A 26,072-nucleotide genomic window follows, 5' to 3' on the forward strand; every position below is an offset into this window, starting at 1 on the left:
GCGCCGAGCCGGGAACCGCAGCGCCGAGCCGGGAACCGCAGCGCCGAGCCGGGAACCTCAGCGCCGAGCCGGGAACCTCAGCAGCGAGCCGGGAAGCTCAGCGGCGCGTTGGGGGCGGCGGGTCGGCCGCGGTCTGCAAGGGCTGGGCGTACTCCGGCAGCGGCACGCTCAGCGCACGCTCGAGAAGCAGCTGCTGGGCACCGAACTCCTCGAGCCCCTTGCGCACGGTGAAGCCGAGCTTGCGCAGCAGCTCCACGCTGCGCTTGTTGCGGGTCTGGCTGATGGCGATGACGTGTTCGTCCTCGAGCTCCTGGCGGGCCCAGTCCAGCAGGGCGATGCAGGACTCCGCCGCGAAGCCCTGACCCGTCCACTCCGGCAGCAGCGCATAGGAGATCTCGAGCTCGCCGCGGTCGTAACCGAGCGAGATCGATCCGATCATGGTGTCGTCCTCGGCGAGCGCGAGCGCCCAGCGTCCCCAGGTCAGCCCCAGTGGTGACAGCTCCAATGCCTGTCGCGAGGCGTAGTCGACCGCTCCGCCGAGGTACTCCCGGGTGACGGGATCGGTCATCAGGCGGATCAGCGCTGCGCGATCAGCGTCGCCTGGTGGCCGGATCACCAGCCGTGGGCTGTGGATCCGTACCGGCCACTCTGTCGTGCCTTCCGTTGTCACGCACCCCACGGTACTAGGTACTCGGGACAGGTCGAGGGTCGTTGGGCCCCTGGCCCGAACTCGTGCCGGACCCATGGACCGATCCACGAACCGATCCACGAATCGATCTACGGACCGATCCACGGCCCGCTCTCAGGCTGAATCTCGCGCCGGATCCGCGGCCCGATGCCCGGCGACCGAAGTGCCTGCACCTGCGTCGCGGTGGCCGCGCGGGCGGTATGGTGAGCCTGCGACACAGCGACGTGGCGCACTGGTCGGTGCGGCATGTGCTGTGCCCGGCAGATTCGGTGCCGCCCGTGCCGCGAGAGTGCCGCGTGAGGCAGATCAGGACGCAGACGGTGGGAGCGCAAGCCTCCCCGGGACGAGTAAGGAGCACCATGGCTGAGCAGGACCTGCGCAGCACCGCCCTCGAGGCGGTCCACGAGTCGCTCGGTGCGACGTTCACGGATTTCGCGGGCTGGCGCATGCCGGTCCGGTACAACTCGGACCTTGCCGAGCACAAGGCCGTGCGGGAGAGCGCCGGTCTCTTCGACCTCAGCCATATGGGCGAGATCCATCTGCGCGGGCCCCAGGCCGCTGAGGCCCTGGACCATGCGCTCGCCGGGAAGATGTCGGCGATGTCGGTGGGGCGCGCGAAGTATTCGCTGCTGCTGACCGAAGACGGCGGTGTGATCGACGACGTCATCACCTACCGTTTCTCCGACGAGCACTTCCTGGTGGTCGCCAACGCCTCCAACGCCGAGGTCGACGCCGCCGAGCTGCTCGCCCGGGCGGAGGGCTTCGACGTCGAGGTCGACGACGACTCCTCCCGGACCTCGCTGATCGCCGTCCAGGGCCCCCAGAGCGAGCAGATCCTGCTGGATGCGCTGCTCGGCGCGGACAGCGGGGTTGAAGGACTCTCGGCCGAGGACCTCACCGAGATGAAGAACTATCGCTTCGCCGAAGCCACCTATCGCGGGGAGTCGATGCTGATCGCCCGCACCGGATACACCGGCGAGGACGGCTTCGAGCTCTACATCCCGAACGACCAGGCCGCGGAGCTGTGGAAGCTGCTCACCGCCGTCGGCGGGGACCGCCTCACCCCCTGTGGCCTCGCCTGCCGCGACACCCTGCGCCTCGAGGCCGGGATGCCGCTGTACGGCAACGAGCTCGGCCGGGACCTGTACCCCGCGCAGTCGGGCATGGCGCGCGTCGTCGCCCTGAAGTCGAAGGAGGACTTCGTCGGCCGCGCGGGGATCGAGGCGGCGGATCTGACCGACCGTCCGGTCCTGGTGGGCCTGGTCGCGGAGGGCCGCCGTGCCGCACGCGCCGGCGCGCAGGTGCGCGACGCGGAGGGACGAGACGTCGGGGCGATCACCTCCGGTGCGCTGTCCCCGACCCTCGGCCACCCCATCGCGATGGGCTTCGTGCGCACCAGCGTCGCCGAGGCTGGCACCGAGCTGATCGTCGATGTCCGCGGCAAGGACCTTCCGGTCCGTGTCGTCGAGATGCCCTTCTACCGTCGCGACTGAGCTGCGACTGAACAGCGACTGGTCTTCCGCCGGGACCGACCTTCCGCCGGGACCGATCTCATGCCGGGCCGACCTCCCGCCGGCCCTGCTGCTCTTGAACCCACCCGAGTTTCCCCCCAACCCCTCTCCGGAAGGACTGATCCCATGTCCGCAGAACTCCTCTACAGCAAGGACCACGAGTGGGTCCGCGTCGAGTCCGATGGCGTGGCCGTCATCGGCGTGACCGACTACGCCGCCGAGCAGCTCGGCGACGTGGTCTACGTCGACCTGCCCGAGGTGGACGGCGAGATCACCGCCGGCACCGAGATGGGCGAGATCGAATCGACCAAATCCGTCTCTGACCTGTTCTCCCCGATCAGCGGCACGGTCACCGAGATCAACGACGCCGTCGTGGACACGCCCGAGCTGGTCAACTCCTCGCCCTTCGACGAGGGCTGGCTGATCAAGGCCAGCTACGAGGCGCTGCCCGACGATCTGCTGAGCGCCGAGGACTACAAGGCATTCACCGAGGCCTGAGCGTCGCGGAGGCGGCGGCCGCTGGGCAGCCGCCTCCTGCCGGTGCCGCGCACCGCTGCGCGGACGGCTCCATCCATCCAGAACCGCACGCAACATCCAGGGGCACTCCTTCATGACCGCATCGCCTGCGCATGCTCACGACTCCTTCGTCCGCCGCCACGTCGGCACCGATCCCGACGCGCAGCGTCACATGCTCGAGGTCCTGGGCTATGAGTCCCTCGACGAGATGCTGACCGCTGCGGTGCCGAGCACGATCCTGCTGGACCAGTCCGAGGGCCCCCGGAGCGTCAGCTCCGTGGTCCCCGCCGGCGTCACCGAGCCCGCCGCACTGGTCGAGCTGCAGGCTCTCGCCGACCGCAACACGGTCCACCGCTCGCTGATCGGGCTGGGCTACTACGACACCCACACCCCCGCCGTGATCCAGCGCAACGTGCTGGAGAACCCTGCCTGGTACACCGCCTACACCCCGTACCAGCCCGAGATCTCACAGGGCCGCCTCGAGGCGCTGCTGACCTTCCAGACCATGATCTGCGATCTGACCGGGATGGACCTCTCCAACGCCTCCACCCTCGATGAGGCGACCTCCGCCGCCGAGGCGATGCTGCTCGCCCGCCGCCACGTCAAGCGCAACGGCAACGTCTTCCTGGTCGACGCCGACACCCTCCCCGCCACCAAGGCGGTGCTCCAGGGCCGTGCCGACGGGCTCGGCATCGAGCTGCGCGAGGTCGACTTCGCCCGCGAAGGAGCCCCCGAGGGCGAGTACTTCGGCGCCTTCCTCCAGTACCCGGGCGCCTCCGGCCGGGTATGGGACCCCCGCGACGTCATCGCCGAGGTGAAGTCCACCAAGGCGATCGCGATCGTCTCCGCCGATCTGCTGGCCCTGACCATGCTCGCCTCCCCGGGCTCGCTCGGGGCGGACGTCACCGTCGGCACCTCCCAGCGCTTCGGCATCCCGCTCGGCTTCGGCGGCCCGCACGCCGGTTTCGTCGCCGTGCGCAAGGGCCTCGAGCGCCAGCTGCCGGGACGCCTCGTGGGCGTCTCGAAGGACGCCGACGGCAACCCCGCCTACCGGCTCTCCCTGCAGACCCGCGAGCAGCACATCCGCCGCGAGAAGGCCACCAGCGCGATCACCACCGCGCAGGTGCTGCTGGCCGTGATGGCCGCAATGTATGCCGTCTATCACGGCCCCGAGGGACTGACCCGCATCGGCCGCACCGTCGCCGACCGCACCGCAGTCCTCGCGGACCTGCTGCGCCGCAGCGGCTTCGAGCTCGTCGGAGACAGCTTCTTCGACACCCTCGAGGTGCGGGCCACCGGTATCGCGGGCGCTGTGGCGGAGTCCCTGAAGGACGCCGGCTTCCTCGTGCACACCGTGGGCGATGACCTCGTGCACCTCTCGCTCGACGAGACCACCACCGTCGCGGACCTCGAGGCGATCGCCGCCGCCTTCGCCCCCCATGCGCCGACCCCCGGTCAGGAGCTCGCCGAGGTCGACTCCGGCAACGGCTGGGACGGCCTGGTGCGCGAGGACCCCTTCCTCCAGCACCCGGTGTTCTCCTCCTTCCGCTCCGAGACCGCGATGATGCGCTACCTGCGCCGCCTCGCGGACCGTGACTTCGCCCTGGACCGGGGGATGATTCCGCTGGGCTCGTGCACCATGAAGCTCAACGCCGCCACCGAGATGGCCGGCATCACCTGGGCGGGCTTCAACGCCCTGCACCCCTTCGCTCCCCGCGAGGACGTGACCGGCTACCTCGAGCTGATCACCCAGCTCGAGACCTGGCTCGCGGACCTCACCGGCTACGACACCGTCTCCCTGCAGCCCAACGCCGGCTCGCAGGGCGAGTTCGCGGGCCTGCTCGCGATCCGTGCCTACCACGCCTCGCGCGGCGAGAGCAGCCGTGAGGTGTGCCTGGTGCCGAGCTCCGCGCACGGCACCAACGCCGCCTCCGCCGTCATCGCCGGCCTGCGCGTGGTGGTCGTCGCCTCCGATGCCCGCGGCAACATCGATCTCGATGACCTCAAGCAGAAGATCAAGGATCACGGCGACGAGCTCGCCGCGATCATGATCACCTACCCCTCCACCCACGGTGTCTACGAGGAGGAGGTGCGCACCGTCTGCGAGCTGGTCCACGACGCCGGCGGTCAGGTCTACGTCGACGGCGCGAACCTCAACGCCCTGCTGCAGGTGGCGCGCCCCGGCGAGTTCGGCGGGGACGTCTCCCACCTGAACCTGCACAAGACCTTCTGCATCCCTCACGGCGGCGGCGGCCCCGGGGTCGGGCCGGTCGCGGCGAAGGCGCACCTGGCGCCCTTCCTGCCCGGCCATCCCGCCATGCAGCAGATCGAGCACCCGGTGGTCGGTCAGGGCGAGCAGCCCCATGGCGGTGCCCCGGTCTCCCAGGCGCCCTACGGGTCCCCCTCGATCCTGCCGATCACCTGGACCTATATCCGGCTGATGGGCCCGGACGGGCTGCGCCACGCGACGGCCTCGGCGGTGCTTGCGGCGAACTACATGGCGCGCCGCCTCTCCGAGTCCTACGAGATCCTCTACACCGGGGAGAACGGTCTGGTGGCCCACGAGTGCATCGTGGACCTGCGCCCGTTCACCGCTCGCACCGGGATCTCCGTGGACGACGTCGCCAAGCGGCTCATCGACTACGGCTTCCATGCTCCGACCATGTCCTTCCCCGTGGCGGGCACGCTGATGGTGGAGCCGACGGAGTCCGAGGACCTCGCCGAGATCGACCGCTTCGTCGACGCGATGCTGATGATCGCGAAGGAGGCCGAGGAGGTCCTGGCCGGTACCTGGCCCGCCGAGGACAACCCGTTGGTCAACGCCCCGCACACCGCGGCGTCGGTCGTCACGGGGGAGTGGACCCACCCGTACTCCCGCGAGGTCGCCGTCTACCCCGGCAGCTGGACCGCGCTCGAGGACGACTCCGTCCACGACAGCGCCCAGATGCGGATCCAGTCGAAGTACTGGCCGCCGGTGCGCCGCGTCGAGCAGGCCTACGGCGACCGCAACCTGGTCCCGACCTGGCCGCGTGACTGAGCCGGGCCCGACTTGGCCGCGTGACTGAGCCGGGCCTGGCCTGGCTGCGTGACTGAGCCCGGGCCGGACCGCCCGGTGGGCCCCGCCGATATGAACAGCTGTGACGCCCCGGTTTCCGACCGGGGCGTCATTGCTCCTAGGCTCTGTGCATGACCGAGATCCTCACCACCCATGCCGGCTCCCTCCCTCGCAGCCCCGAGCTGATCGCGGCCAATGCGCAACGCCCCGTCGGCGCCGACGGACTGACCCCCGAACCCACCGCCGAGTTCCGCGAGGTGCTGCGCCAGGCTGTGGTGGACGTGGTGGCGAAGCAGCGCGAGATCGGCATCGCGATCCCCAACGACGGCGAGTACGGGCACCTGATGGGCTCGGCCGTGAACTACGGCTCCTGGTGGTCGTACATCTTCGACCGCGTCAGCGGTCTGGAGCTGACCGGCAGCGACCACTTCTCCGCCGAACCGGTCCGCTCGAGCCCGGGCGACGTGCGCCTGACCACCTTCCCCGATCGTCGCGACTGGACCACCTTCGCCGAGGCATACCAGGATCCGAGCTCCGGCATCACCGTCGGCGCGCAGACCACGTTCCCCGCGGCCACCGGCCCGGTCTCGTTCTCCGACGTCGGCCGCGAGCTCGTCGACCAGGACGCCAGGAACATCCGGGCGGCGCTCAAGGCCGCTGGGTACGAGCACGGCTTCCTCAACTCCCTCTCGCCGGGCTCCGGCAGCCGCATCGTCGATGATCACTACGGCGACGAGGACGCCTTCCTCGACGCCTGGGTCGACGTGATGCGCCCCGAATACGAGGCGATCGCCGCCGCCGGACTCACCGTGCAGGTCGACGACCCGTCGATCGCCGAGAACTGGGACCAGATCAACCCCGAGCCGAGCGTCGAGGACTACCTCACCTTCACCCGCAAGCGAGTCGACGCGGTGAACCGCGCCCTGGTGAACGTGCCCACCGAGCAGACCCGTTTCCATCTCTGCTGGGGCTCCTGGCACGGCCCGCACACCACCGACATCGAGTTCCGCCACATCGCCCCGCTGCTGCTGGAGATCGACGCGAAGTACTACAGTTTCGAGGCGGCGAACGTGCGCCATGAGCACGAGTGGACCGTGTGGCAGGACCTCGAGCTGCCCGCCGACAAGGTGCTCGTGCCCGGCATCGTCTCGCACGCCACCAACGTGGTCGAGCACCCCGAACTGGTCGCGCAGCGTCTCGAGCGCTTCGCGAAGATCGTCGGCCCCGAGCGCGTGATCGGCTCGACCGACTGCGGTCTCGGCGGGCGCATCCATCCGCAGATCGCCTGGGCGAAGCTCGAGTCGCTGGTGGAGGGCGCGAAGCTCGCCTCGCAGCGTCTCTGACCCGGATCGCGCCAGCGGTCGCACCCGGCCCCATCTGGCGGCCGCCCCCTGCCCCCGTCGGGCGGCTGCCCTCTGCACGATCGGGCGGCGGCCGCCCGCATGATCAGGCCGCGGCCGCTGCTCCACCGGGCGGCGGCCACTGTTCCACCGGGCTTTCGGCCGCAGACGTGGACCAAGTGTTCATGCGGACCAAGTGTTCATCCAGATGTCACGCGTCCATCGCGCGGAGGACCAGCACCAGGAGCATCATCGATGGCGTGAGGATTCTCTTCGTCTCCGAATCATTCCTTCCGCACATGAACGGGGTCACGGGCTCCGTGCTCCGCGTCGTGGACCACTTCGCCGCCACGGGTGACGATCTCGGGATCATCGCCCCTCAGTGGCCGGGAGCGGACAAGCACCTGCGCACCGCCTGCGGTCGACGGGTGAGGGTGCGCCGCGTCGCCTCGGCCCCGATGCCCGGCTATTCGGAGGTGCGGATCGCCGCCACCAGTGCCGCTGCGCTGCGGCGGCGGATCGACGAGTTCCAGCCCGATGTCATCCACCTCGCTTCACCGATGATCCTCGGCGGCCGGGCCGTGGTCGCCGCCCAGAAGGCAGGCGTGCCCACCGTCGCCGTCTATCAGACCGACATCCCCGGATACACCGCCCGGTACGGGATGCCGTTCCTGGAGAACGCCACCTGGCAGCTGCTGCGCGACGTCCACAACCGCGCGACCGTGAACCTCGCCCCCTCGACCGCGACCCGGGACCAGCTCCTCCAGCACGGCATCGAACGGGTGGACCTCTGGCGGCGCGGCGTGGACACCACCCTGTTCTCGCCGGAGCTGAGCAGCCCGTCGCTGCGGGCGAGATATGCACGGCCGGACGAGAAGCTCGTGATCTACGTGGGCCGGCTCGCGGCCGAGAAGCAGGTCCAGGATCTCAAGGTCATCCATGACATGCCCGGCGTGCGACTGCTGATCGTGGGGGAGGGGCCCGAGGGGGAGTCGCTGCGCCGGCTCATGCCCCGGGCGCGCTTCGCCGGATTCCGCACCGGCACCGACCTCGCCGCCCACCTCGCCAGCGCCGACCTGTTCATCCACCCCGGTGAGCTCGAGACCTTCGGCCAGACCCTCCAGGAGGCCATGGCCTCCGGCCTGCCGGTGATCGCCCCGCGGCGCGGAGGGCCGGTGGACCTCGTCGCCCCCAGCCGCACCGGCTGGCTCTATTCCCCGGGCATGCTCGACGAGCTGAGAGAGCACGCGAGCGATCTGCTCTTCGACGATGCGAAACGCCAGGCCTTCGGCCGAGCGGCCGAGGAGTCCGTGCGCAAGCGGACCTGGCCGGTGCTCGCCGAGCAGCTGCGCGGCTACTACCTGCAGGCGATCGAGCAGCACCGACAGGTCGACGCCCTGCTCTGATCCCGGCTTCCCTCGGCTCCGTCCCGTCCCCCGTCACAAACCTGCTGTCACATTCCGCCACATAGTTCGCCCGCGATGCCGCCGGCGCGATGAACTGGGTCCAGTCGTCGACCGACGGCCCGGAACATCGCTCCTCTGCGGAAGGGACAACATCATGGCGCAGCGCACTCGTCGCCCGCTCATCGGCGTGACCGCGGGGACCCGCACGATGATGTCCGGCGCCTGGGCGGGCCATGATGCCGTGGCGGTCAACGAGCAGTACGTGCGTGCCCTGCGGGAAGCCGGTGCGCGACCCGTGATCATCGCCCCGCAGGACGAATGGAGCGACGAAGAGATCGCCGAGCTGGACGGCCTCGTTCTCACCGGCGGCACCGATCTCGATCCCACCGCCTGGGGCGAGGAGTCGCTCGCCACCGACATGACCCCAGACCCGGAGCGGGACGCCTTCGAGACGGCGCTGTACCGTGCCGCCCGACGCAATGACGTGCCGGTGCTCGGGATCTGCCGTGGCCTGCAGGTCATCGTCATCGCCGAGGGCGGGGAGCTCCACCGTCACCTGCCGACGGACCTGCCCGCCCATCCCACGACAGGTCTCGAGCCCAACCGCGTCGAGGCGCAGCTCGATGCGGCCAGCGACCTCGCCCTCGCGCTCGGCACCCGCGCCGAGGTCACTGCCTTCCACCACCAGGGGATCCGCACCGTCCGCGGCGATCTGCGGATCGTGGCCCGCCACGACAGCGGCCTGGCCCTCGCGGTCGAGGCGGAGCACGGATCGAGCGTGCTCGGCGTGCAGTGGCACCCCGAGATCGACGGCGAGGCGGGGCGCAGCATCTTCGAGAGCCTGCTCACGGCGATCCGCCACCGCGACACGGCCACGGTCACACCCTCCCTGGTCTAAGATGGGCAACGGTCGTCCGAGCCCCGTGTCGGACGCAGAGATCGGTGACACAGAGGAAGAGGCAGCATGAGCAACCAGCATGTCGCGGACGCGACCGATGCGCAGACGCATCAGGACGAGAACGTGACCTCGAAGGGCAACAACATCGTCCTATCGGTGGTGCTCTTCATCGTGCTCTTCGGGCTGTTCGCCGCCGGGCTCTACATGATGTCGATGATGCCGATGACCGAGCCCTCGGTCGGCCTCTTCGTCGGCGGCCTCGCGCTGTGCATGGTCGCGCTGTACGGCACCTTCGATCTGGTGCCGCGCTTCCTCTCCTGAGCTCCCCTGAAATTCCTCGTGCCCGGCGCCTCACGGCGGCCGGGCACGAGTCATTTCTGGCGGGAATCGCCGGCAGGGATGCTGTTCGAGGCGCGCCGCTCAGGCTATGGGGTGCGTCGTCTCCAGTCGCACGATCGATTCCAACGCCACCACGATCATGTCCTCGAAGGTCTCCTGACGTTCCTGCGCGCTCGTCTCCTCCCCGGTGAGGAGGTGATCCGAGACGGTGCAGAGAGCGAGCGCGCGGCGAGAGAACTGCGCGGCGAGGGTGTACAGAGCAGCAGCCTCCATCTCCACCCCGAGCACCCCGTATCCCGCCAGGATGCGGGTGGTCTCCGGATCAGGTGAGTAGAACTGGTCGGCGGAGTAGAGTCCGCCGGCGACCAGCGGCAGCATGCGGTCCTCGGCGATCTCGGCCGCAATCCGGGCCAGCGTGAAATCCGCGGCCGGAGCGAAGGAGACATAGCGGAAGCGCGGCACGTTCATCGCGGAATCCGTCGAGGCGGCCACGCCCAGGATCACGTCCCTCACGTTCACCGCCCCCGAGAGCGCGCCGCAGGTGCCGACTCGGATGATGGTCTGCACGTCGTAGTCGTCGAAGAGCTCCTGGGCATAGATCGCCATCGACGGCTGGCCCATGCCGGAACCCTGCGCGGAGACCCGGATCCCGCGGTAGGTGCCGGTGAAGCCCAGCATCCCCCGCACGTCGTTGTACTGGACGGGATCCTCGAGGAAGGTCTCGGCGATCCAGCGGGCGCGATAAGGATCCCCGGGCATCAGGACGTACGGGGCGATCTGGCCGGGGGAGGCACCGATGTGTGTCGACATGTTGCCAGCGTACGGCGCGGGTACGGCCCGGTGACGGAACGCAGAGCGGAACGCAGAGAAGGGCACGGTATGCCGGAAGCGGTGACCTGATCGCCACCCGTGGTGTGTTCCGGCGCGGTATGGCGCAGAATAGATGACCGTGAACGCTCACGATCCTCTGCTCGCCGCCTCTGCGCGCCCCGCCGTGCCGGCGTCGGTGCGACGAGCCCGCTGGGCCGTCTCCCTGATCTTCTTCCTCAACGGCGCTTCCTTCTGCGCGATCCTGCCCCGGTACCCGGAACTGGTGGAATCGATCGGGCTGAGCAACACCGCCTTCGGCCTCGCCATCGGCATCGGCCCTCTCGGTGGATTGCTGGCTGGCCTGTTCGCCGCCCGCCTGATGTCCCGCTTCGGCTCCGCCCGGGTGAGCGTGGTGCTGCAGGTGCTCGCATCTGTCTCGCATCTGGCGGTCTACGTCTCCGGGTCCTGGCTCTGGCTGACCTGCTCGCTGCTGCTGGCGACAGCAGCCGATGCGATCACGGACATCGCGATGAACGCCCATGGCATGCGGGTCGAGCGGCGCTATCGCCGCTCGATCATGAACAGCTACCACGGCTGGTGGTCGCTCGGAGCGGTGGTCGGCGGCCTGCTCGGCGCCGCCTGCGCACAGCTCGGCCTGCCGCTGTGGATCCAGGGAATCATCGGCATGATCGTGTTCGGCCTCCTCGCTGCCGCCTCGCTGCGCTTCATGCTGCCGGGCCCGGACAGCACCGAGCGCACGCCGGTCGCCTCCCCGTCGGCGTCCTCCGCCACAGAGGTTCCCGATGCGGCACCGACCGGCTTCCGCCTGGCCGGGATGAGCTTGCGAGCGCTCGGCCTGGTGACTGCACTGGGCATGGTCCTGGTGTTCGCGGGCTCCACCGAAGACGCCGGCAGCACCTGGGGTGCTCTGTTCATGCAGGACACGTTCGCGGCCACGCCCTTCCTGGCAGGTATGGCGTTCGTGGCCCTGCAGGGGGCGCAGACGATCGGCCGCTTCACCGGCGATGCCGTGGTGGACCGCCTGGGGGACCGGACGACCGCGCGGCTCGGTGGTGTGATCGCCATGGTGGGGATGAGCTTCGCCCTGCTGCTGCCCTCGCCGGTGACCGCGGTGATCGGCTTCGCCGCAGCAGGGTGGGGCGTGGCGACCCTCTTCCCCGCTGCCTATCGCGCTGCGGATGACCTTCCCGGGGTGCCCCATGGAGTCGGGATCACCGTGGTCGGCTGGTTCGCCCGCCTGGGATTCTTCCTCACCCCGCCATTGATCGGGGTGCTCGCCGACGCGATGACCCTGCGCTATGCCCTGTGGATGGTCCCGCTCTACGCCGTCGGGATCCTGCTGTTCTCCAGGGTGCTCAGCACTCGGAGCGTGAAGGCGGGTCACTGACGCTGATCGGCAGGGCAGGGCAGGGCGGGGCAGGGCAGACTAGAGCGCCGAGCCGGGCCCTCGGGACGCACGCGCACCCGGGACGCCCACATCGGGGCACGCGCGCCGGGCCGCACCCGCAGCCCCGCCGCGCCCGCCCTCGGTCAGAAGCGGCTGCTGTCCCCGGCACCTTCGCGGGCGATCACCAGGTCTCCGCCCGAGAGATCCACGACCGTGGTCGGCTCGATCCCGACCTCCCCGGAGTCGATGATCGCGTCCACCTGCTCGCCGAGAAGATCCTGGACCACCCAGGCCTCAGAGGGCGGATCCTCCTGCCCAGGCAGCAGCAGCGTCGAGGAGGCGATCGGCTCGCCGAGCGCCTCCACCAGCGCATGGGCCACGCGATGGTCCGGGATCCGCACCCCGACCGTGTGCTTCTTCGGATGGGCGAGCCTGCGCGGCACTTCTTTCGTGGCGGGGAGGATGAAGGTGTAGGCCCCCGGGGTCGCGTTCTTGACCAGCCGGAAGACCGGGTTCGAGACCAGCACGAACTGACCCAGCTGCGCGAAGTCTGCGCAGACCAGCGTGAAGTGATGATCCTTCCCCACCTGTCGGATCCGTCGGATCCGATCGAGCGCCTCGACATTGCCGAGGGTGCAGCCCAGGGCGTAGCAGGAATCGGTGGGATAGGCGATCAAGCCGCCTTCCTGCAGCACCGAGACCGCCTGCTCTATGAGCCGGGGCTGAGGATCCTCGGGATGGATGTCGAGATACTTCGCGGAGCGACGTGACCTGGCCATGCCCGATGGTACGCCGGGGCCTGACCGCACGTCGATCACGCTCGCAACCTTGTCGATCTGCCTCGCAGCGTTGTCGACCAGGCTCGCAGTCCTGTCGATCCGCTTCGCAGCCCGTCGAACAGGGCCGGGCACCGGCTGGGGCCGGTCGGCGCCGTGATTCAGGCGACGACGACGAACTCACGGCCGATCCATTTGGTGCGCCGCAGCCGCACCACGGCGTTCACGGGCAACGGTCCCTTGATATGGGGGTAACCGCGACCTTTGCCGTCCACATCCGCTTCGATGTCCACCGCGATGCCGGCGGCCTCCACTCGAGCCACGTCGATCTCCAGGATCACGAGATCCGAGGGACGATCCGGATAGACCCGCTTGGCGACCTTCGAGACCTGCTCCGGCCAGGACGCGTGCAGGAACCCTTCCTCGGCCAGGTCGCGGCCGCGGGTCGCGCGGGTGTAGGAGCCTGACCGAACGGCTGCCTCCCAGGTGGGCAGTTCGGTGATGTGCCAGATCAGGGGCGGAGGCATGACCGGCAGTGTACCGTGACCGGCATGGATGAGACCTCCGCCGGACCTGGCGCGGTGCGCCTGGTCCACGATGATGACCGTGACCGTTATGAGGCACTCGACGGCGATGAGCTGGTCGCTGTCCTCGCCTATGGCGACGAGGATCTGCCACCGGGTGCCGGAGACGGCCTCGGGGTACAGGTGCGGGATCTCCGTTCGACCGTCGTCGCTCCCGAGCGCTCGGGTCAGGGCATCGGCTCCGCGATCGTGCGCTACGCCCTGGACGATATCCGCGGCCAAGGGCTGAATATCCGCCCCACGTGCTGGTTCGTCAAGGGATGGATCGACCGCCACCCCGACTATGCCGACCTGCTGGAGAACCCGGCCCCCGTTCGCGACCAGGAGGGCCGATGACATACCGGATCCTGACCGTTTGCACGGGCAACATCTGTCGCTCGCCGATGGCCGAGTACGCCCTGCGCGAGGCCCTGGACCAGGCCGGCCTCGGCGACCGCGCCGAGGTCGCCTCCGTGGGCACCACCGGGTGGGAGGTGGGAAATCCGATCGATCCGCGGGCCGGCGACCTGCTGCGCCGTCATGGCATCGATGCGGTCAGCCATCGCGCACGCCAGCTTGATGAGCAGGAGCTGCACCGCGCCGACCTCGTGCTCGCTCTCGACCATGACCATGTCGGGCCGCTCCAGCGCGTGCTCGGTCGCGAGCAGGCCGACAGGACGGTCCGGATGGTGCGGGACTTCGCGCCGGCTCCGGTCGAGGACACGGGCATCCGTGACCCCTGGTACGGCGACGAGAGCGACTTCGAGATCACCTGGGAGCAGATCGACGAGGCGCTGGGCGGCATCATCGACCATGTCAGCGCCCAGCTCGATGCCGGCGCGCGCTCGGTCGACTCTCGGGAGCAGCGATGAATGCCGCGGAGCCGCGCGGCGCGCTCGAGACGGCCGCCGCCCTGCGCAGCGGAGAGCTCGACGTCCTCGAGCTCGCCGAACGGACTCTCGAGGCGGCCCGCGGCGTCGGTGCCGAGACCGGCGCGTTCGCCCACCTGCTCGAGGACCTCACCCGGGAACAGGCTCGGACCGTCTCCGAGCGGCTCGCCGACGCGCGTCGCAGCGGTCGAGAAGCGGACCTCGCCGCTCAGCTGCCGCTGCTCGGGGTGCCGCTGCCGATCAAGGACCTGACCCAGGTCGCCGGCGCCCCCTTCGAGGCCGGCAGCGCCGCCCTCGCGGGCAACATCGCGACCGTGACCGACGGCGTGGCACAGAAGATCCTCGATGCCGGCACCCTCACCATCGGCAAGACCACGACGCCGGAGTTCGGCATGCCCTGCTACACCGAGCCGGCGACCGGCGCGCCCGCCCGGACCCCCTGGGATCTGCGCCGCACCGCCGGCGGTTCGAGCGGGGGAGCGGCCGCTGCGGTCGCCTCCGGCGTGGTGCCCCTCGCGCATGGCTCCGACGGCGGGGGATCCGTCCGGATCCCTGCGGCGTGCTGCGGCATCGTGGGCGTGAAGCCCTCCCGCGGCGTGGTCTCACCCGGGCCGTACGGCAGCGAAGGGATGGGCCTGGGCACCGACGGTGTGCTCGCGCGCAGCGTGCGGGATGCGGCCGCCGGGCTGGACCTCATCGCCGGGCCGCGCACGGGAGACTTCACCCCCTCGCGCGCCTCAGAACGCTCCTACCTCGCCCGCCTCGAGGAGGACTCCCAGGCTCTGGCCCCGCTGCGGATCGCCGTGCTGCGGGAGCCGCTGGCCGCGGAGACCGAGGTGCATCCGGCCGCTCTGCGGGGACTCGAGCGTGCCCTCGAGGTCCTGCACGGGCTCGGCCATGAGACCGTCGAGATCCGAGCCCCATTCACCCCTGAGGACTGGAAGTCCTTCATGCCGCTGTGGTCCGTCGGGGCGGCGTCGATTCCCTTGACCTCTGCGCAGGAGGGGAAGCTGCTCGAGCTGACCCGCTGGCTGCGCGAACGCGGCCGCAGCTACAGCGGCGTGGATCTGGCGCTGGCGTTCTCCGGGGTCCAGTCGCTCTCCCGGCGCACTCTGGAGGAGTTCGCTCCGTTCGATCTGGTCATCACCCCCACTCTGGCCGCACCCCCCGCCTTCCCTGCAGAGCTCCAGCTCTCCGACGGCGAGGCGGACTTCTTCGCCCAGTGCGCGTTCACCCCGTGGACCAGCACCTGGAACATGCTCGGCACCGCCGCCGTCTCGGTCCCGATCCATCGGGAGATGATCGACGGCGGAGAGCTGCCCTTCGGCGTGCAGCTGGCAGCCACTCGGCCGGGCGACGAGCCGCTCCTGCTCGCGGTCGCCGCGCAGCTCGAGGCTCACGACCCGTGGCCGCTGGTGCGCGTGCCGCAGCACGCATGAGCACTCCCACGGAAGGGGCTGGGTCGCTGGAAGGAGCCGGGCCGCAGACCGTCCGACTCGACGTCTGGCTGTGGAGCGCCCGCCTGATGCCCACCCGTTCGGCGGCGACCGCGGCGTGCCGCGGCGGTCATGTGCGGCGCAACGGTGAACCGGCCAAGGCGGCCCAGAAGATCGTGGTCGGGGATGAGCTGAGGGTGCGCTCCCCGGGGCGTGAGCGGGTCGTAGTCATCACCCGGATCCTCACCAAGCGGGTGGGTGCCCCGATCGCTCGCACCGTCTATGAGGACCACAGCCCGGAGCCGCCGCCGCAGCTCGCTGCCGCCCCGCCCCGGAGGGAGCGCGGTACCGGCAGGCCCACCAAACGGGAGCGTCGACAGTTCGACCGGTTGCGAGGACGTGACTCCACAGGCGGCGACGACGAGCACGACCCCCGGCACTGAAAGCTCCGGACCTGAGATCCGGTCGTGAGGCCCGGTCCTGAGCCCCAGTGAGCACGCGGCTTGAGCACAGGGCTTCCGCATGACGAGGGCCCCGCGTCGATGACGCGGGGCCCTGGTGGCTCCCGTCCGGTGCGCGAGCGCCCGGTTCAGATCAGCGTGCGGAGGAGAGCAGCTCGTGGCGGTTGGAGGTCAGCCGGCTGAGCAGGTTCCGCTCGATCTCGACGACCTTGGGATTCGCGCCGTCGGCGAGCAGCCGCTGACGGATCGAAGCGAGGTCGGCGCTCTCCCGGATGAACCGCTTCATCACCGGTTTGGCACCGATCTGCTCCGCCCAGCGCTTGCCCTCGCGCCGTCCCTTCCAGGTCGCGAGCATGTCGACTTCCTCGTGGGTGAGCCAGCCCTGGTTGGCGTAGTCACCCAGACGGACTCGGGTCAGCCTGGATTCATCCCAGATCAACGCCACGATCGTGATCAGCCATATCAGTGAGAGCAGCGCCTTGGCGCCGTACATCAGCAGCAGGATCGGGATCCCGCCGCCGAGACCGGCGAAGAAGTTCCATGCCGCATGGATCAGCATCCCGGGGATCAGCGCGGGGATGAACACCAGGAAGCCCATGATGGTGCCCCACTTGCGCGCCACGAAGCCGACGATGATGCCCGTGAGCGAGGTGTAGATCGCGTGGCCGAAGATGTTCATCACCCCGCGCAGGATGAACATGAACAGCACGCCCCCGGCGCCCATGCTCTCCAGCCCGCGGGTGTAGTAGATGATGTTCTCGGTGAAGGCGAAGCCGCCGCCGATCAGGGCGCCGTAGATCAGGCCGTCCAGCGGCCCGTTGAAGTAGCGGCGTGCGAGCACCATCAGCAGCAGCAGTCCGAGGCCCTTGGTGGTCTCCTCGACCAGCGGCGCGCTGATCACCGGGCCAGCAAAGGCCACCGCTGCTTCGCTGCCGGTGACCAGGAAGACCAGCAGCGAGTTCAGCGTGTTCAGGATGTAGCTGAGACCGGCGGCGATCGCTGCTCCCCAGAACACCGCGATGATCAGCAGGGGCAGCGGCTGGGGATCCCAGCGGTCCGCCAGGAACATGATCCCCGCGATGACGAGCAGGGAGATCCCTGCGAGGAAGGCCGTGACCGGCCACCAGATCGGGCTCGAGCTCGCAGTCATCACGAACTCGAGGAAGAACCAGCCCAGGACCACCAGCACGAAGAAGCCGAGCACCACCAGCGCGAGCCACACCATGATGCTCACAGCCGGCAGCCGGGTGGCGTTCTGCGCGACCTCCTGCACCCGACGGGTCTGGGTGGACCAGGCCGACTGCGGCTGGGCCTGGTCGGGTCGTTGGATCTGCGCAGGAGCGAAACGGGCAGCGGTGAGGCCCGACGCCGGCCGCACCGAAGTGTCATAGGCGCGCGGGTTGCCGTAGTCGATATAGCGCGGCTGCGACTGGAACGACGGAGATCCGGGCGCGGAGTTCGTGGCACCGGGGCGCGGGCGCCCGTTGGGCATGTACTGGCCGCCAGGCTGCTGGTAGGGGGGCTGGGACATGAGGGCCTCTGTTTTCGCGGCAGGGGTGTCAGGTATCGCTGTGCGGCTCGTGGTCGACGTCGGTTCCCCTGGACGGACGAGTCACGGTGCCAGTGCGATGCTACAGGTGTGTGATCCCATTCTCGCGGAGAGGCCCGGGCTGTGGAAGGCCGTTGTGGATGACGACTGGCGGATGCCCGGAGGGTCCTCCGTCCGAAGTTCCTTGAGTGACGAAAGTTCTTAGAGTTGAGCGGAATAGACTCAACTTGGTTGACGTTGATCTGATCGAACGCCTCATACGACCGAAGCGCCCAGGAGAGGAGCATCGTGGAATTCCAGTTCACCACCCGCTCGCAGGAAGCTGTCACCGCGGCTGCGGAGAAGGCTGTCGAGCTCGGCAACCCGCAGATCAGCTCGATGCACCTGTTGTGGGCCCTGGCCGACCAGGACAACGGCATCGGCCGTGCCGCCCTGGACGCAGCCGGCGCCGATCCGCTCGAGGTGGTCCGGCGCGCCGCGCAGGCGATCGACTCGCTGCCGCGAACCAGCGGAGGCTCTTCGCCCACCTTCGTCGGCACCGGATTCGATGCGCTCGAGGCGGCCCGGCGCGAGGCGGACACCGCCCGCCGCACCTACCTGTCCACCGAGCATCTGATGATCGGCATCGCTCTCGGCAAGGACGCCGCCGCGCGGCTGCTCGCCGCCGCCGGAGCGACCCCTCAAGCACTTCGCGATGCCGTCACCCAGCTGACCCCAGGAGATGATCGAATGAACCAGATGGATTCGCAGAACCCCGAGGGCACCTTCAAGAGCCTCGAGAAGTTCGGGGTGGACCTCACCGAGCTCGCCCGCGAGGGTCGGCTGGATCCGGTGATCGGCCGAGACACCGAGATCCGCCGCGTCGTGCAGGTGCTCTCGCGCCGCACCAAGAACAACCCGGTGCTGATCGGCGAGCCCGGCGTCGGCAAAACCGCCGTGGTCGAGGGTCTGGCCCAGCGCATCGTCGCGGGCGATGTCCCTGACTCCCTGCGCGGGAAGCGGCTGGTCTCGCTGGACCTCTCCTCGATGGTCGCGGGGTCGAAGTACCGCGGTGAGTTCGAGGAGCGCATGAAGGCGGTCCTGGACGAGATCCGCACCAGCAACGGTCAGATCGTCACCTTCATCGACGAGCTCCATACGGTGGTCGGCGCGGGCGGCTCCGGCGACGGCTCGATGGATGCCGGCAACATGCTCAAGCCGATGCTGGCCCGCGGCGAGCTGCGGATGGTCGGGGCGACCACCCTGGACGAGTACCGCGAGAACATCGAGAAGGACCCCGCGCTCGAGCGGCGCTTCCAGCAGGTGTTCGTGGGGGAGCCGAGCGTCGAGGACACCGTGACGATCCTGCGCGGGCTCAAGGACAAGTACGAGGCGCACCACAAGGTCACCATCACCGACTCTGCCCTGGTGGCCGCAGCGACCCTCTCCTCGCGCTACATCTCGGGCCGGCAGCTGCCGGACAAGGCCATCGACCTGGTCGACGAGGCCGCCTCCCGCCAGCGGATGGAGCTGGACTCCTCCCCGGAGGAGCTGGACATCCTGCGCCGTCAGGTGGACCGGCTGAAGATGGAGGAGCTCGCGCTCTCCGGCAGCGAGGATCCCGGAAGCATCGCCAGGCTCGAATCCGTGCGCTCCCAGCTCGCCGACCGCACCGAGCAGATGGAGGAGCTCTCGGCACGCTGGGAGCGGGAGAAGGCCGGTCTGAACCTGGTCGGCGACCTCAAGGCACAGCTCGAGCAGCTGCGCATGCAGGCCGATCGGGCTCAGCGCGAAGGCGACCTCACCGCTGCCTCGAAGATCCTCTACGGCGACATCCCGGCGCTCAAGGATCAGCTGCGTGAGGCAGAGGAGCAGGAGGCAGGCATCGCCGGCGAGCAGGAACGGCCGATGGTCGCCGACCACGTGAGCCCCGATGACATCGCCGATGTCGTCTCCGCCTGGACCGGAATCCCTGCCGGTCGCCTGTTGCAGGGCGAGACCGAGAAGCTCCTGCAGATGGAGGAGATCATCGGTCAGCGGCTGATCGGACAGGCCCGTGCCGTCGGCGAGGTCTCGGATGCGGTGCGCCGAGCGCGCGCCGGCATCTCCGACCCTGACCGTCCCACCGGCTCCTTCCTCTTCCTGGGGCCCACGGGGGTGGGCAAGACCGAGCTCGCCAAGGCGCTCGCGGAGTTCCTCTTCGATGATGAGCGGGCGATGATCCGCATCGACATGTCGGAGTACTCCGAGAAGCACACCGTGGCGCGGCTGATGGGTGCCCCTCCGGGCTATGTCGGCTACGACGAGGGCGGCCAGCTCACCGAGGCCGTTCGCCGCAGGCCGTACTCGGTGGTGCTGCTCGATGAGATCGAGAAGGCCCACCCCGATGTGTTCGACGTGCTGCTGCAGGTTCTCGACGACGGCCGGCTCACCGACGGCCAGGGACGGACCGTGGACTTCCGCTCCACGATCATGATCCTCACCTCGAACCTGGGCGCCCATGCGCTCCAGGACCAGCTGCTCGACGAGAAGGAGAAGCACGAACGGGTGATGCAGGTGGTGCGGGCCTCCTTCAAGCCGGAGTTCCTCAACCGCCTGGACGACATCGTCATGTTCGACGCCCTGGATCGCGAGCAGCTCACCAGCATCGTCACCCTGCAGATCCAGGAGGTCGCCGCACGGCTGCGGGACCGTCGCATCTCCCTCGAAGTGGACGAGGCCGCAACCCGCTGGCTCGCTGCGGAGGGCTTCGACCCGATGTACGGGGCGCGACCCCTCAAGCGCCTGGTGCAGAAGGAGATCGGCGACGGGCTGGCCCGGCTGATCCTGAAGGGCGAGGTGCACGACGGTCAGCGTGTAGAGGTCGGCGTGCGTGAGGATGAAGCCGGGTTGGATCTTGCTATTGCCGAAGATCTCACGGCCGAAGTCAGCGGCTCCGAGGTGAATGCGAGCGGGGCTTCAGCCGCAGGGGGTTGATCGGATAGTCGCCTGGGCGGTGTCATTCTGTACAAAGAAGACACCGCCCAATGGCGTCCGGCAGAATTCACGGGGCGCAACCGACTTCGTGTGATTAGTTCCCAAACAACGCGTCGGCGGCTGCGGTCATATGCTGGGATGCGAAGGTTTCAGGTGCGAGGAGCATGTGCGCGCCAACAGCTCCGGCACCTGTTCCAGAGGTGATGATGTTGCGCCCTGTGCTTCCCTCCGCCATGCCGAGTTCGTCCGATACTTTCGACCCAATGGATTCGCCGAGTCGTGCGGTGTGAGTATCGCTGGCGAAGTTGCCGCTCGTCTCCATCCATGATCGATTACCTGGCAGCTGTCCATCGGTAAAGTCGTTGGCGGTCGCGAGTCCTTGGATGAGTGGTAGCGGCGTCACGCTTCCGAGAGCTTCGGCACTGTTCCCAAGCACACCCCCGGTATCGCCTGCCTTCAAGCTCTCGACTGCCTCTGCGACGTCAGGGATCGCGCCGGCGATCGGTGCCATCTTTGCCACGCGACGCAACCACGGCGGCGCATCTTTGCTGTCTTCGGCCATGCTGGAGAGCTTTTCGCCAACATTCTTCGCGATGTGCTTGGCGGAGTCCTTCCAGCCGTCGTCGCCTGAGCCGGGGGCGGGGAAAGGGCCGCCTCCACCGAAGCCGTTACCGGACCCTCTTCTGGCGCTCCAGCCACCGTGCGCGCCGTTACCAGGGGAAGAGGTCATATCCTGCTCGTCGGCCTCTTCCTCGAGCAGGGTTCCGCGATCGGACACCTGAGCAGCGCTGCTCATGCCACGCTGATGGGCGATGTCGTACTGGGACCGGAAGTCATCGGCGTCCGGGCCCACCCAGTTCACCGCATGGACCAGTCCCCGCAGCGAGGTCAGCAGCTCCTCGACCCGCCCCGAGGCGCCGTTGAACCGGCTCGCTAGGTCGCGCAGCTGATCGGTGTCGGCACCGTAGAAGGTCATACCCACCATGATCGCGCTTCAAACGAGGGTGCGCCATGGGGAGGACTGCCCATCCCTGAACGAGATCCAGAGACACGCTGTTCGACGTCACCCTTGCGGGTCCCAGGGCGCCGGGAGGTACTCACGGCGCAGGTCGTAGTAGCGCTCCGGATCGGTGATTCCGTCCAGGCCGCGCTGCCACTGCTGCCCGTACTCCAGGGTCGACTGCTCCATCGCGCGCAGCGGAGCGGCCGCCCCCGGGTTGACGGGTTCCACGAGATCCGCGCCCGTGCCGATCAGCTCCGAGGCCGTCCGGGACATGGCCGGCACCGGGGTGGCGGCGAGGATGTCCGCCATCGCACCTGCATGGCGGTACATCCCGCGTTCGCCGGCGCGCACGATGCCCGCCAGGTCGCCGTCCCCGATCGCAGAGGAGACCTCCTCGCTGGTCTGCATGACGTTGGCGAGCCCCTGGTCGATGCCGGAGATCACCTGCCCCGGCACGGAGTCGCTCCCGAGCACGGCCCCGGCGACGGTGTGGGGCACTCGCACCACCGAGACCGCCGGGGTGAGTGCCCCGAGGCCGATCTCCTCGAGATTCTGCTCCGTCCGGTCGAAGATCTGCCCCATGCCGCTATGGACCCCCATCACCGTCTGCGCCGCGCCGACGAAGGGGATCGCACCGAGTCCGAGCTTCCGATCGAGCTGCGCCTCGGCGAGGATCTCGGGATCCAGCGCGAACTCCTCTCCCTTGGGGAGCGGAGCAGGCGCGGGGATGGTCCGCAGCGGGTCCGGCCGCATGAAGGGACCGCCGATCATCGGCCAGAGCTCGTCCAGATCGGGCAGCCGAGGCAGTCGATCCGCCAGACGCTGCGGGTCCGGATGCATGAAGGGACCGCCGATCATCGGCCCCCACTCCATGCCGCCCTTCCCCTGCAGCGGTGGCAGTCCCACGGCCGGGTCCGGGACCCAGGGCGGGGTCGCCCGCACGCCGAGCGGATCTCCGGCCACCCCGGGAGCGGTGTCTGGCTGGGAGCAGACGTCCTGCTCCGCGGCCTCGCCCTCGAGCTGCCGGCCGCGCTCCCGCAGCTTCTCGACCAGCCGGATCACGGTGTCGACCACCTCATCGGTGCACCGGCGGTGATCCTCCGCGTCCGGACCGAACCAGGCCGTGGCGTGCACCGTGCGTGCAACAGCGGTGATCACCGCCCCCAGCTGAGCCGCGTCGGTGGAAAACTCGGCGGACAGCTCTGTCAGGGCGACGGTCTCGGATCCCCAGAAAGTGTTCATGGCGAGACCGTAGGCAATCACGATCTGCGGACGTCGGTCACCGCCGGGGAATGTGGATGGACGAGGGATGTGGAGGAACCGTCGGCGGCGCGGGACAGCCCGGGCAGCAGAGCCCGGGCAGCAGAGGCCGGGCTGCAGAGCCCGAGCAGCAGACGGCCCCGGGAACCCGTCCTACGGATTCCCGGGGCCGTCAGCTCAGTCGAGCAGCTCAGACCACGATGTTCACGATCTTCGGCGCACGGATGATCAGCTTGCGGACGGTCTGGCCCTCCAGCAGCTCCTGCACCCGCGGCTCGGCCATCACCGCTGCCTCGAGATCGCTCTCGGAGATCCCGGGATCCACCTCGATGCGGTGGCGCACCTTGCCCTTGATCTGGATCACGCAGGTGACCTGCTCGGCCTTCAGCAGCTCCGGATCCGCCACCGGGAACGCCACTCGCGAGATGCTGCCCTTGTGACCCAACCGTGCCCACAGCTCCTCGGCCAGGTGCGGGGCCAGCGGAGAGACCATCAGCACCAGCGGCTCGACCGCCGCACGCGGCGTGGAACCGGTGGCGGTGAGCTGCTTGGTCAGGTGGTTCACCAGCTCGATGAGCTTCGCGATGGCGGTGTTGAAGTGCATCCGCTCCATGTCCCGGGTGACCCCATCGATCGCCCGGTGGGTGGCCTGCATCGTGGGCCGGTCCCCGGGGTCGTCGGTGACCGTCAGCTGCCCCGTCTCCTCATCGACCACGAGGCGCCACAGACGCTGCAGGAAGCGCTGGGAGCCGACGACGGCGCGGGTCTCCCAGGGCCGTGAGAGGTCCAGCGGTCCCATCGACATCTCGTACACGCGCAGGGTGTCGGCGCCGTATTCCTCGTACATGTCATCCGGTGCCACCGCGTTCTTCAGCGACTTGCCCATCTTCCCGTACTCCTGGGTGACAGGTTCGCCCTGGTAGGTGAAGGTGCCGTCGGCCCCTGCGACGACCTCCTCGGCGGGGACGTGGACGCCACGGGCGTCGGTGTAGGCGAAGGCCTGGATGTAGCCCTGGTTGAACAGGCGGTGGAACGGCTCCTGGCTGGAGACGTCGCCGCGGTCGAAGAGCACCTTGTGCCAGAACCGCGCATACAGCAGGTGCAGCACCGCGTGCTCGACCCCGCCGACGTACAGGTCCACGCCGCCCACGCCGCCGTCCTCGGGCGCGCCGAGCCAGTACTTCTCGTTCTCCGCACGCACCAGGACATCATCCTCGGTGGGGTCGATGTAGCGCAGGTGGTACCAGGACGAACCCGCCCACTGCGGCATCGTGTTCGTCTCTCGACGGTAGGTCTTCGGACCCTCGCCCAGGTCCAGCTCGACCTCGGCCCACTCCGTCGCGCGCGACAGCGGGGTCTGCGGCTCGGTGTCCGCATCCTGGGGATCGAAGGTCTTGGGGGAGAAGTCCGCGACCTCGGGCAGGTCCAGCGGCAGCATCGACTCCGGCAGCGGGATCGGCAGCTCGGGCGCCGCCGGATCGTAGACGATCGGGAAGGGCTCACCCCAGTAGCGCTGGCGCGAGAACAGCCAGTCCCGCAGCCGGAAGGTGGTGCGGGCACGCCCGAAGCCCTTCTCCTCGGCGTACTCGGTCGCGCGCGCCTTCGCCTCGTCCTTGTCCAGGCCGTTCAGATCCAGATCGGCGTTCGCGGAGTTGATCTTCTGGCCTTCTCCGGTCCAGGCGCCGCCGTTGAAATCAGCAGGCGGCTGCACGGTGCGGATCACCGGCAGCGAGAACTTCGTGGCGAAGGCGAAGTCTCGCTCATCCTCGGCGGGGACCGCCATGATCGCGCCGGTGCCATAGCCGGTCAGCACGTAGTCCGCGGTGAAGACGGGCAGCTCGCGGCCGTCCATCGGGTTCGTCGCGGTCAGCCCGGTGTACACGCCGGTCTTCTCGCGATCGTCCGCGGTCCGCTCGTCTTCGTCGAGAGAGGCGGCACGTGCCCGGTAGGACTCCACGGCCTCCCGCGGGGTGGCGGTGCCACCGGTCCACGACTCCTCGGTGCCCTCCGGCCATGCTGCGGGCAGGGACGAGGGATCCGTGAGCAGCGCGTGCTCGGGGGAGAGCACGCAGAAGGTCGCGCCGAACAGGGTGTCCGCACGGGTCGTGAACACGTCGAAGGATGCCTCGGGAGCTGAGGACAGGCCGGCGGTGGGGAACGTGATCTGCGCGCCGTGGCTGCGTCCGATCCAGTTGCGCTGCATGGCGCGGATCGACTCGGGCCAGTCCACCCGGTCCAGATCATCGATGAGGCGGTCCGCGTAGGCGGTGATCCGCATGTTCCACTGCCGCAGCCGGCGGGTGAAGACCGGGAAGTTCCCGCGTTCGGAGCGGCCCTCGGCGGTGACCTCCTCATTGGCCAGCACGGTGCCCAGACCCGGGCACCAGTTCACCGGGGTCTCGGAGATGTAGGTCAGGCGGAAGGAGTCGGCCAGCTCCGTGAGCTCGGCGTCGGTGGCGGCGGTGACGTCGGCGGGGGAGCGGCCCGCCCACCCCTCGGGCAGCTCGATGCCCTGGCGGTCGGCGAGGGCGAACGGATCCACAGTGCCGCCGCGCAGCTCCTCACGCAGCTCGGCGATCGGCCGCGCCCGTCCCGTGATGCCGTCGGCGTTCGGGGCCTCGGGGTCGTACCAGGAGTCGAAGATCCGCAGGAAGATCCACTGCGTCCACTTCACGAACTCAGGATCGGTGGTGGCCAGCGAACGGCGGGAGTCATGGGACAGGCCCAGCCGGTGCAGCTGGCGGCGCATGTTCGCGATGTTGGACTCGGTCGTGATGCGCGGATGGGTGCCCGTCTGTACGGCGTACTGCTCGGCGGGCAGGCCGAAGGCGTCGTAGCCCATCGTGTAGAGGACGTTCTTGCCCATCATCCGCTGATGGCGGGCGACCACGTCGGTCGCGATGTATCCCAGCGGATGTCCCACGTGCAGCCCTGCCCCGGAGGGGTAGGGGAACATGTCCATGATGTACATCTTCTCGGCGGCGGCGCCGCCGGAAGTGGCGGCGGCCTGCTCGATCGACTCGGCAGAGCCGCGCAGCTCGCCGACGGGGTTGTCGGCGTGGAAGGTGCCGTCCTCGTCCCAGCGCTGCTGCCAGCGGCGCTCGATCTCGTCCGCGACGGCGGCGGTGTAGCGGTGCGGGGCCTCGCTCATGGGTGAATCGTCCTCCGAAGGATCAGTGCGGCGGTTGCCGCCAGGCGTCTCGTGACA

At 69.1% G+C, this 26,072-nt stretch carries 21 protein-coding genes; 13 read left to right on the forward strand and 8 right to left on the reverse strand.

Features of this window, described 5'->3' with window-relative positions; genetic code table 11:
- Positions 1–97: 97 nt before the first annotated feature.
- Positions 98–670, reverse strand: a complete 573-nt coding sequence (locus ACTH43_RS07805; protein WP_441444357.1) for a GNAT family N-acetyltransferase — start codon at positions 668–670, stop codon at positions 98–100.
- A 377-nt stretch (positions 671–1,047) separates the two neighbouring features.
- Between ACTH43_RS07805 and gcvT the strand changes: the two genes are divergently transcribed.
- From gcvT to ACTH43_RS07840, 7 genes are all read left to right on the forward strand, one after another.
- Positions 1,048–2,181 carry a glycine cleavage system aminomethyltransferase GcvT gene (gene gcvT, locus ACTH43_RS07810; RefSeq protein ID WP_441444358.1) on the forward strand — a complete coding sequence of 378 codons (1,134 nt, stop codon included), beginning with the start codon at positions 1,048–1,050 and terminating at the stop codon, positions 2,179–2,181.
- A 144-nt stretch (positions 2,182–2,325) separates the two neighbouring features.
- Positions 2,326–2,697, forward strand: coding sequence for a glycine cleavage system protein GcvH (gene gcvH, locus ACTH43_RS07815; protein ID WP_441444359.1), 372 nt, complete (start codon positions 2,326–2,328; stop codon positions 2,695–2,697).
- Positions 2,698–2,809: 112 nt separating this feature from the next.
- Positions 2,810–5,752: an aminomethyl-transferring glycine dehydrogenase gene (gene gcvP / locus ACTH43_RS07820; RefSeq protein ID WP_441444360.1), complete on the forward strand. Its 2,943-nt coding sequence runs from the start codon at positions 2,810–2,812 to the stop codon at positions 5,750–5,752.
- A gap of 149 nt (positions 5,753–5,901) precedes the next feature.
- On the forward strand, positions 5,902–7,113 hold the full coding sequence (locus ACTH43_RS07825) for a cobalamin-independent methionine synthase II family protein (protein ID WP_441444361.1): 1,212 nt from the start codon (positions 5,902–5,904) through the stop codon (positions 7,111–7,113).
- Between the two features lie 257 nt (positions 7,114–7,370).
- On the forward strand, positions 7,371–8,516 hold the full coding sequence (locus ACTH43_RS07830) for a glycosyltransferase family 4 protein (RefSeq protein ID WP_441444362.1): 1,146 nt from the start codon (positions 7,371–7,373) through the stop codon (positions 8,514–8,516).
- Positions 8,517–8,670: 154 nt separating this feature from the next.
- On the forward strand, positions 8,671–9,414 hold the full coding sequence (locus tag ACTH43_RS07835; RefSeq protein ID WP_441444363.1) for a gamma-glutamyl-gamma-aminobutyrate hydrolase family protein: 744 nt from the start codon (positions 8,671–8,673) through the stop codon (positions 9,412–9,414).
- Between the two features lie 66 nt (positions 9,415–9,480).
- Entirely contained in the window at positions 9,481–9,735 is a 255-nt protein-coding gene (locus tag ACTH43_RS07840) for a hypothetical protein (RefSeq protein WP_441444364.1), read from the forward strand.
- Positions 9,736–9,834: 99 nt separating this feature from the next.
- Here the strand turns inward: ACTH43_RS07840 and deoD are convergent, their stop codons facing one another.
- Positions 9,835–10,563 carry a purine-nucleoside phosphorylase gene (deoD, locus tag ACTH43_RS07845; protein ID WP_441444365.1) on the reverse strand — a complete coding sequence of 243 codons (729 nt, stop codon included), beginning with the start codon at positions 10,561–10,563 and terminating at the stop codon, positions 9,835–9,837.
- Between the two features lie 133 nt (positions 10,564–10,696).
- Here deoD and ACTH43_RS07850 point away from each other — a divergent pair, with 133 nt between their 5' ends.
- Positions 10,697–11,971: an MFS transporter gene (locus ACTH43_RS07850; RefSeq protein WP_441444366.1), complete on the forward strand. Its 1,275-nt coding sequence runs from the start codon at positions 10,697–10,699 to the stop codon at positions 11,969–11,971.
- 143 nt (positions 11,972–12,114) lie between these two features.
- Here ACTH43_RS07850 and ACTH43_RS07855 read toward each other — a convergent pair whose 3' ends face one another.
- Both ACTH43_RS07855 and ACTH43_RS07860 read right to left on the reverse strand, forming a co-directional pair.
- On the reverse strand, positions 12,115–12,750 hold the full coding sequence (locus tag ACTH43_RS07855; protein ID WP_441444367.1) for an L-threonylcarbamoyladenylate synthase: 636 nt from the start codon (positions 12,748–12,750) through the stop codon (positions 12,115–12,117).
- Positions 12,751–12,908: 158 nt separating this feature from the next.
- Positions 12,909–13,274: a DUF952 domain-containing protein gene (locus ACTH43_RS07860; RefSeq protein WP_441444368.1), complete on the reverse strand. Its 366-nt coding sequence runs from the start codon at positions 13,272–13,274 to the stop codon at positions 12,909–12,911.
- A gap of 24 nt (positions 13,275–13,298) precedes the next feature.
- Between ACTH43_RS07860 and ACTH43_RS07865 the strand changes: the two genes are divergently transcribed.
- Genes ACTH43_RS07865 through ACTH43_RS07880 form a run of 4 tightly spaced genes read left to right on the forward strand, consistent with a single transcriptional unit; the run spans position 13,299 to position 16,079 of the window.
- A complete protein-coding gene (locus ACTH43_RS07865; protein ID WP_441444369.1) occupies positions 13,299–13,667 on the forward strand; it encodes a GNAT family N-acetyltransferase in 369 nt (122 codons plus the stop codon).
- Positions 13,664–14,182 carry a low molecular weight protein-tyrosine-phosphatase gene (locus ACTH43_RS07870; RefSeq protein ID WP_441444370.1) on the forward strand — a complete coding sequence of 173 codons (519 nt, stop codon included), beginning with the start codon at positions 13,664–13,666 and terminating at the stop codon, positions 14,180–14,182. The genes ACTH43_RS07865 and ACTH43_RS07870 overlap by 4 nt, the downstream gene beginning before the upstream one ends.
- Positions 14,179–15,639 (forward strand): amidase, encoded by a 1,461-nt coding sequence (locus tag ACTH43_RS07875; protein ID WP_441444371.1) that lies wholly within the window; start codon positions 14,179–14,181, stop codon positions 15,637–15,639. The genes ACTH43_RS07870 and ACTH43_RS07875 overlap by 4 nt, the downstream gene beginning before the upstream one ends.
- Complete coding sequence (locus ACTH43_RS07880) at positions 15,636–16,079, forward strand: RNA-binding S4 domain-containing protein (protein WP_441444372.1); 444 nt, start codon at positions 15,636–15,638, stop codon at positions 16,077–16,079. The genes ACTH43_RS07875 and ACTH43_RS07880 overlap by 4 nt, the downstream gene beginning before the upstream one ends.
- Positions 16,080–16,230: 151 nt before the next feature.
- Here ACTH43_RS07880 and ACTH43_RS07885 read toward each other — a convergent pair whose 3' ends face one another.
- Positions 16,231–17,628 (reverse strand): PrsW family intramembrane metalloprotease, encoded by a 1,398-nt coding sequence (locus tag ACTH43_RS07885; protein ID WP_441444373.1) that lies wholly within the window; start codon positions 17,626–17,628, stop codon positions 16,231–16,233.
- A gap of 306 nt (positions 17,629–17,934) precedes the next feature.
- Here ACTH43_RS07885 and clpB point away from each other — a divergent pair, with 306 nt between their 5' ends.
- The gene (clpB, locus tag ACTH43_RS07890) at positions 17,935–20,601 is read left to right on the forward strand and encodes an ATP-dependent chaperone ClpB (RefSeq protein WP_441444374.1); all 2,667 of its coding nucleotides are present in this window, start codon (positions 17,935–17,937) and stop codon (positions 20,599–20,601) included.
- Between the two features lie 94 nt (positions 20,602–20,695).
- Here clpB and ACTH43_RS07895 read toward each other — a convergent pair whose 3' ends face one another.
- The 3 genes from ACTH43_RS07895 to leuS form a co-directional block, all read right to left on the reverse strand.
- Entirely contained in the window at positions 20,696–21,577 is an 882-nt protein-coding gene (locus tag ACTH43_RS07895; RefSeq protein ID WP_441444375.1) for a WXG100 family type VII secretion target, read from the reverse strand.
- A gap of 87 nt (positions 21,578–21,664) precedes the next feature.
- Positions 21,665–22,846, reverse strand: coding sequence for a hypothetical protein (locus ACTH43_RS07900; protein ID WP_441444376.1), 1,182 nt, complete (start codon positions 22,844–22,846; stop codon positions 21,665–21,667).
- Between the two features lie 208 nt (positions 22,847–23,054).
- Positions 23,055–26,015, reverse strand: coding sequence for a leucine--tRNA ligase (gene leuS, locus ACTH43_RS07905; protein WP_441444377.1), 2,961 nt, complete (start codon positions 26,013–26,015; stop codon positions 23,055–23,057).
- Positions 26,016–26,072 lie beyond the last annotated feature (57 nt).

Origin of the sequence: Brachybacterium sp. (assembly GCF_052095815.1) — a bacterium.
GTDB lineage: Bacteria > Actinomycetota > Actinomycetes > Actinomycetales > Dermabacteraceae > Brachybacterium.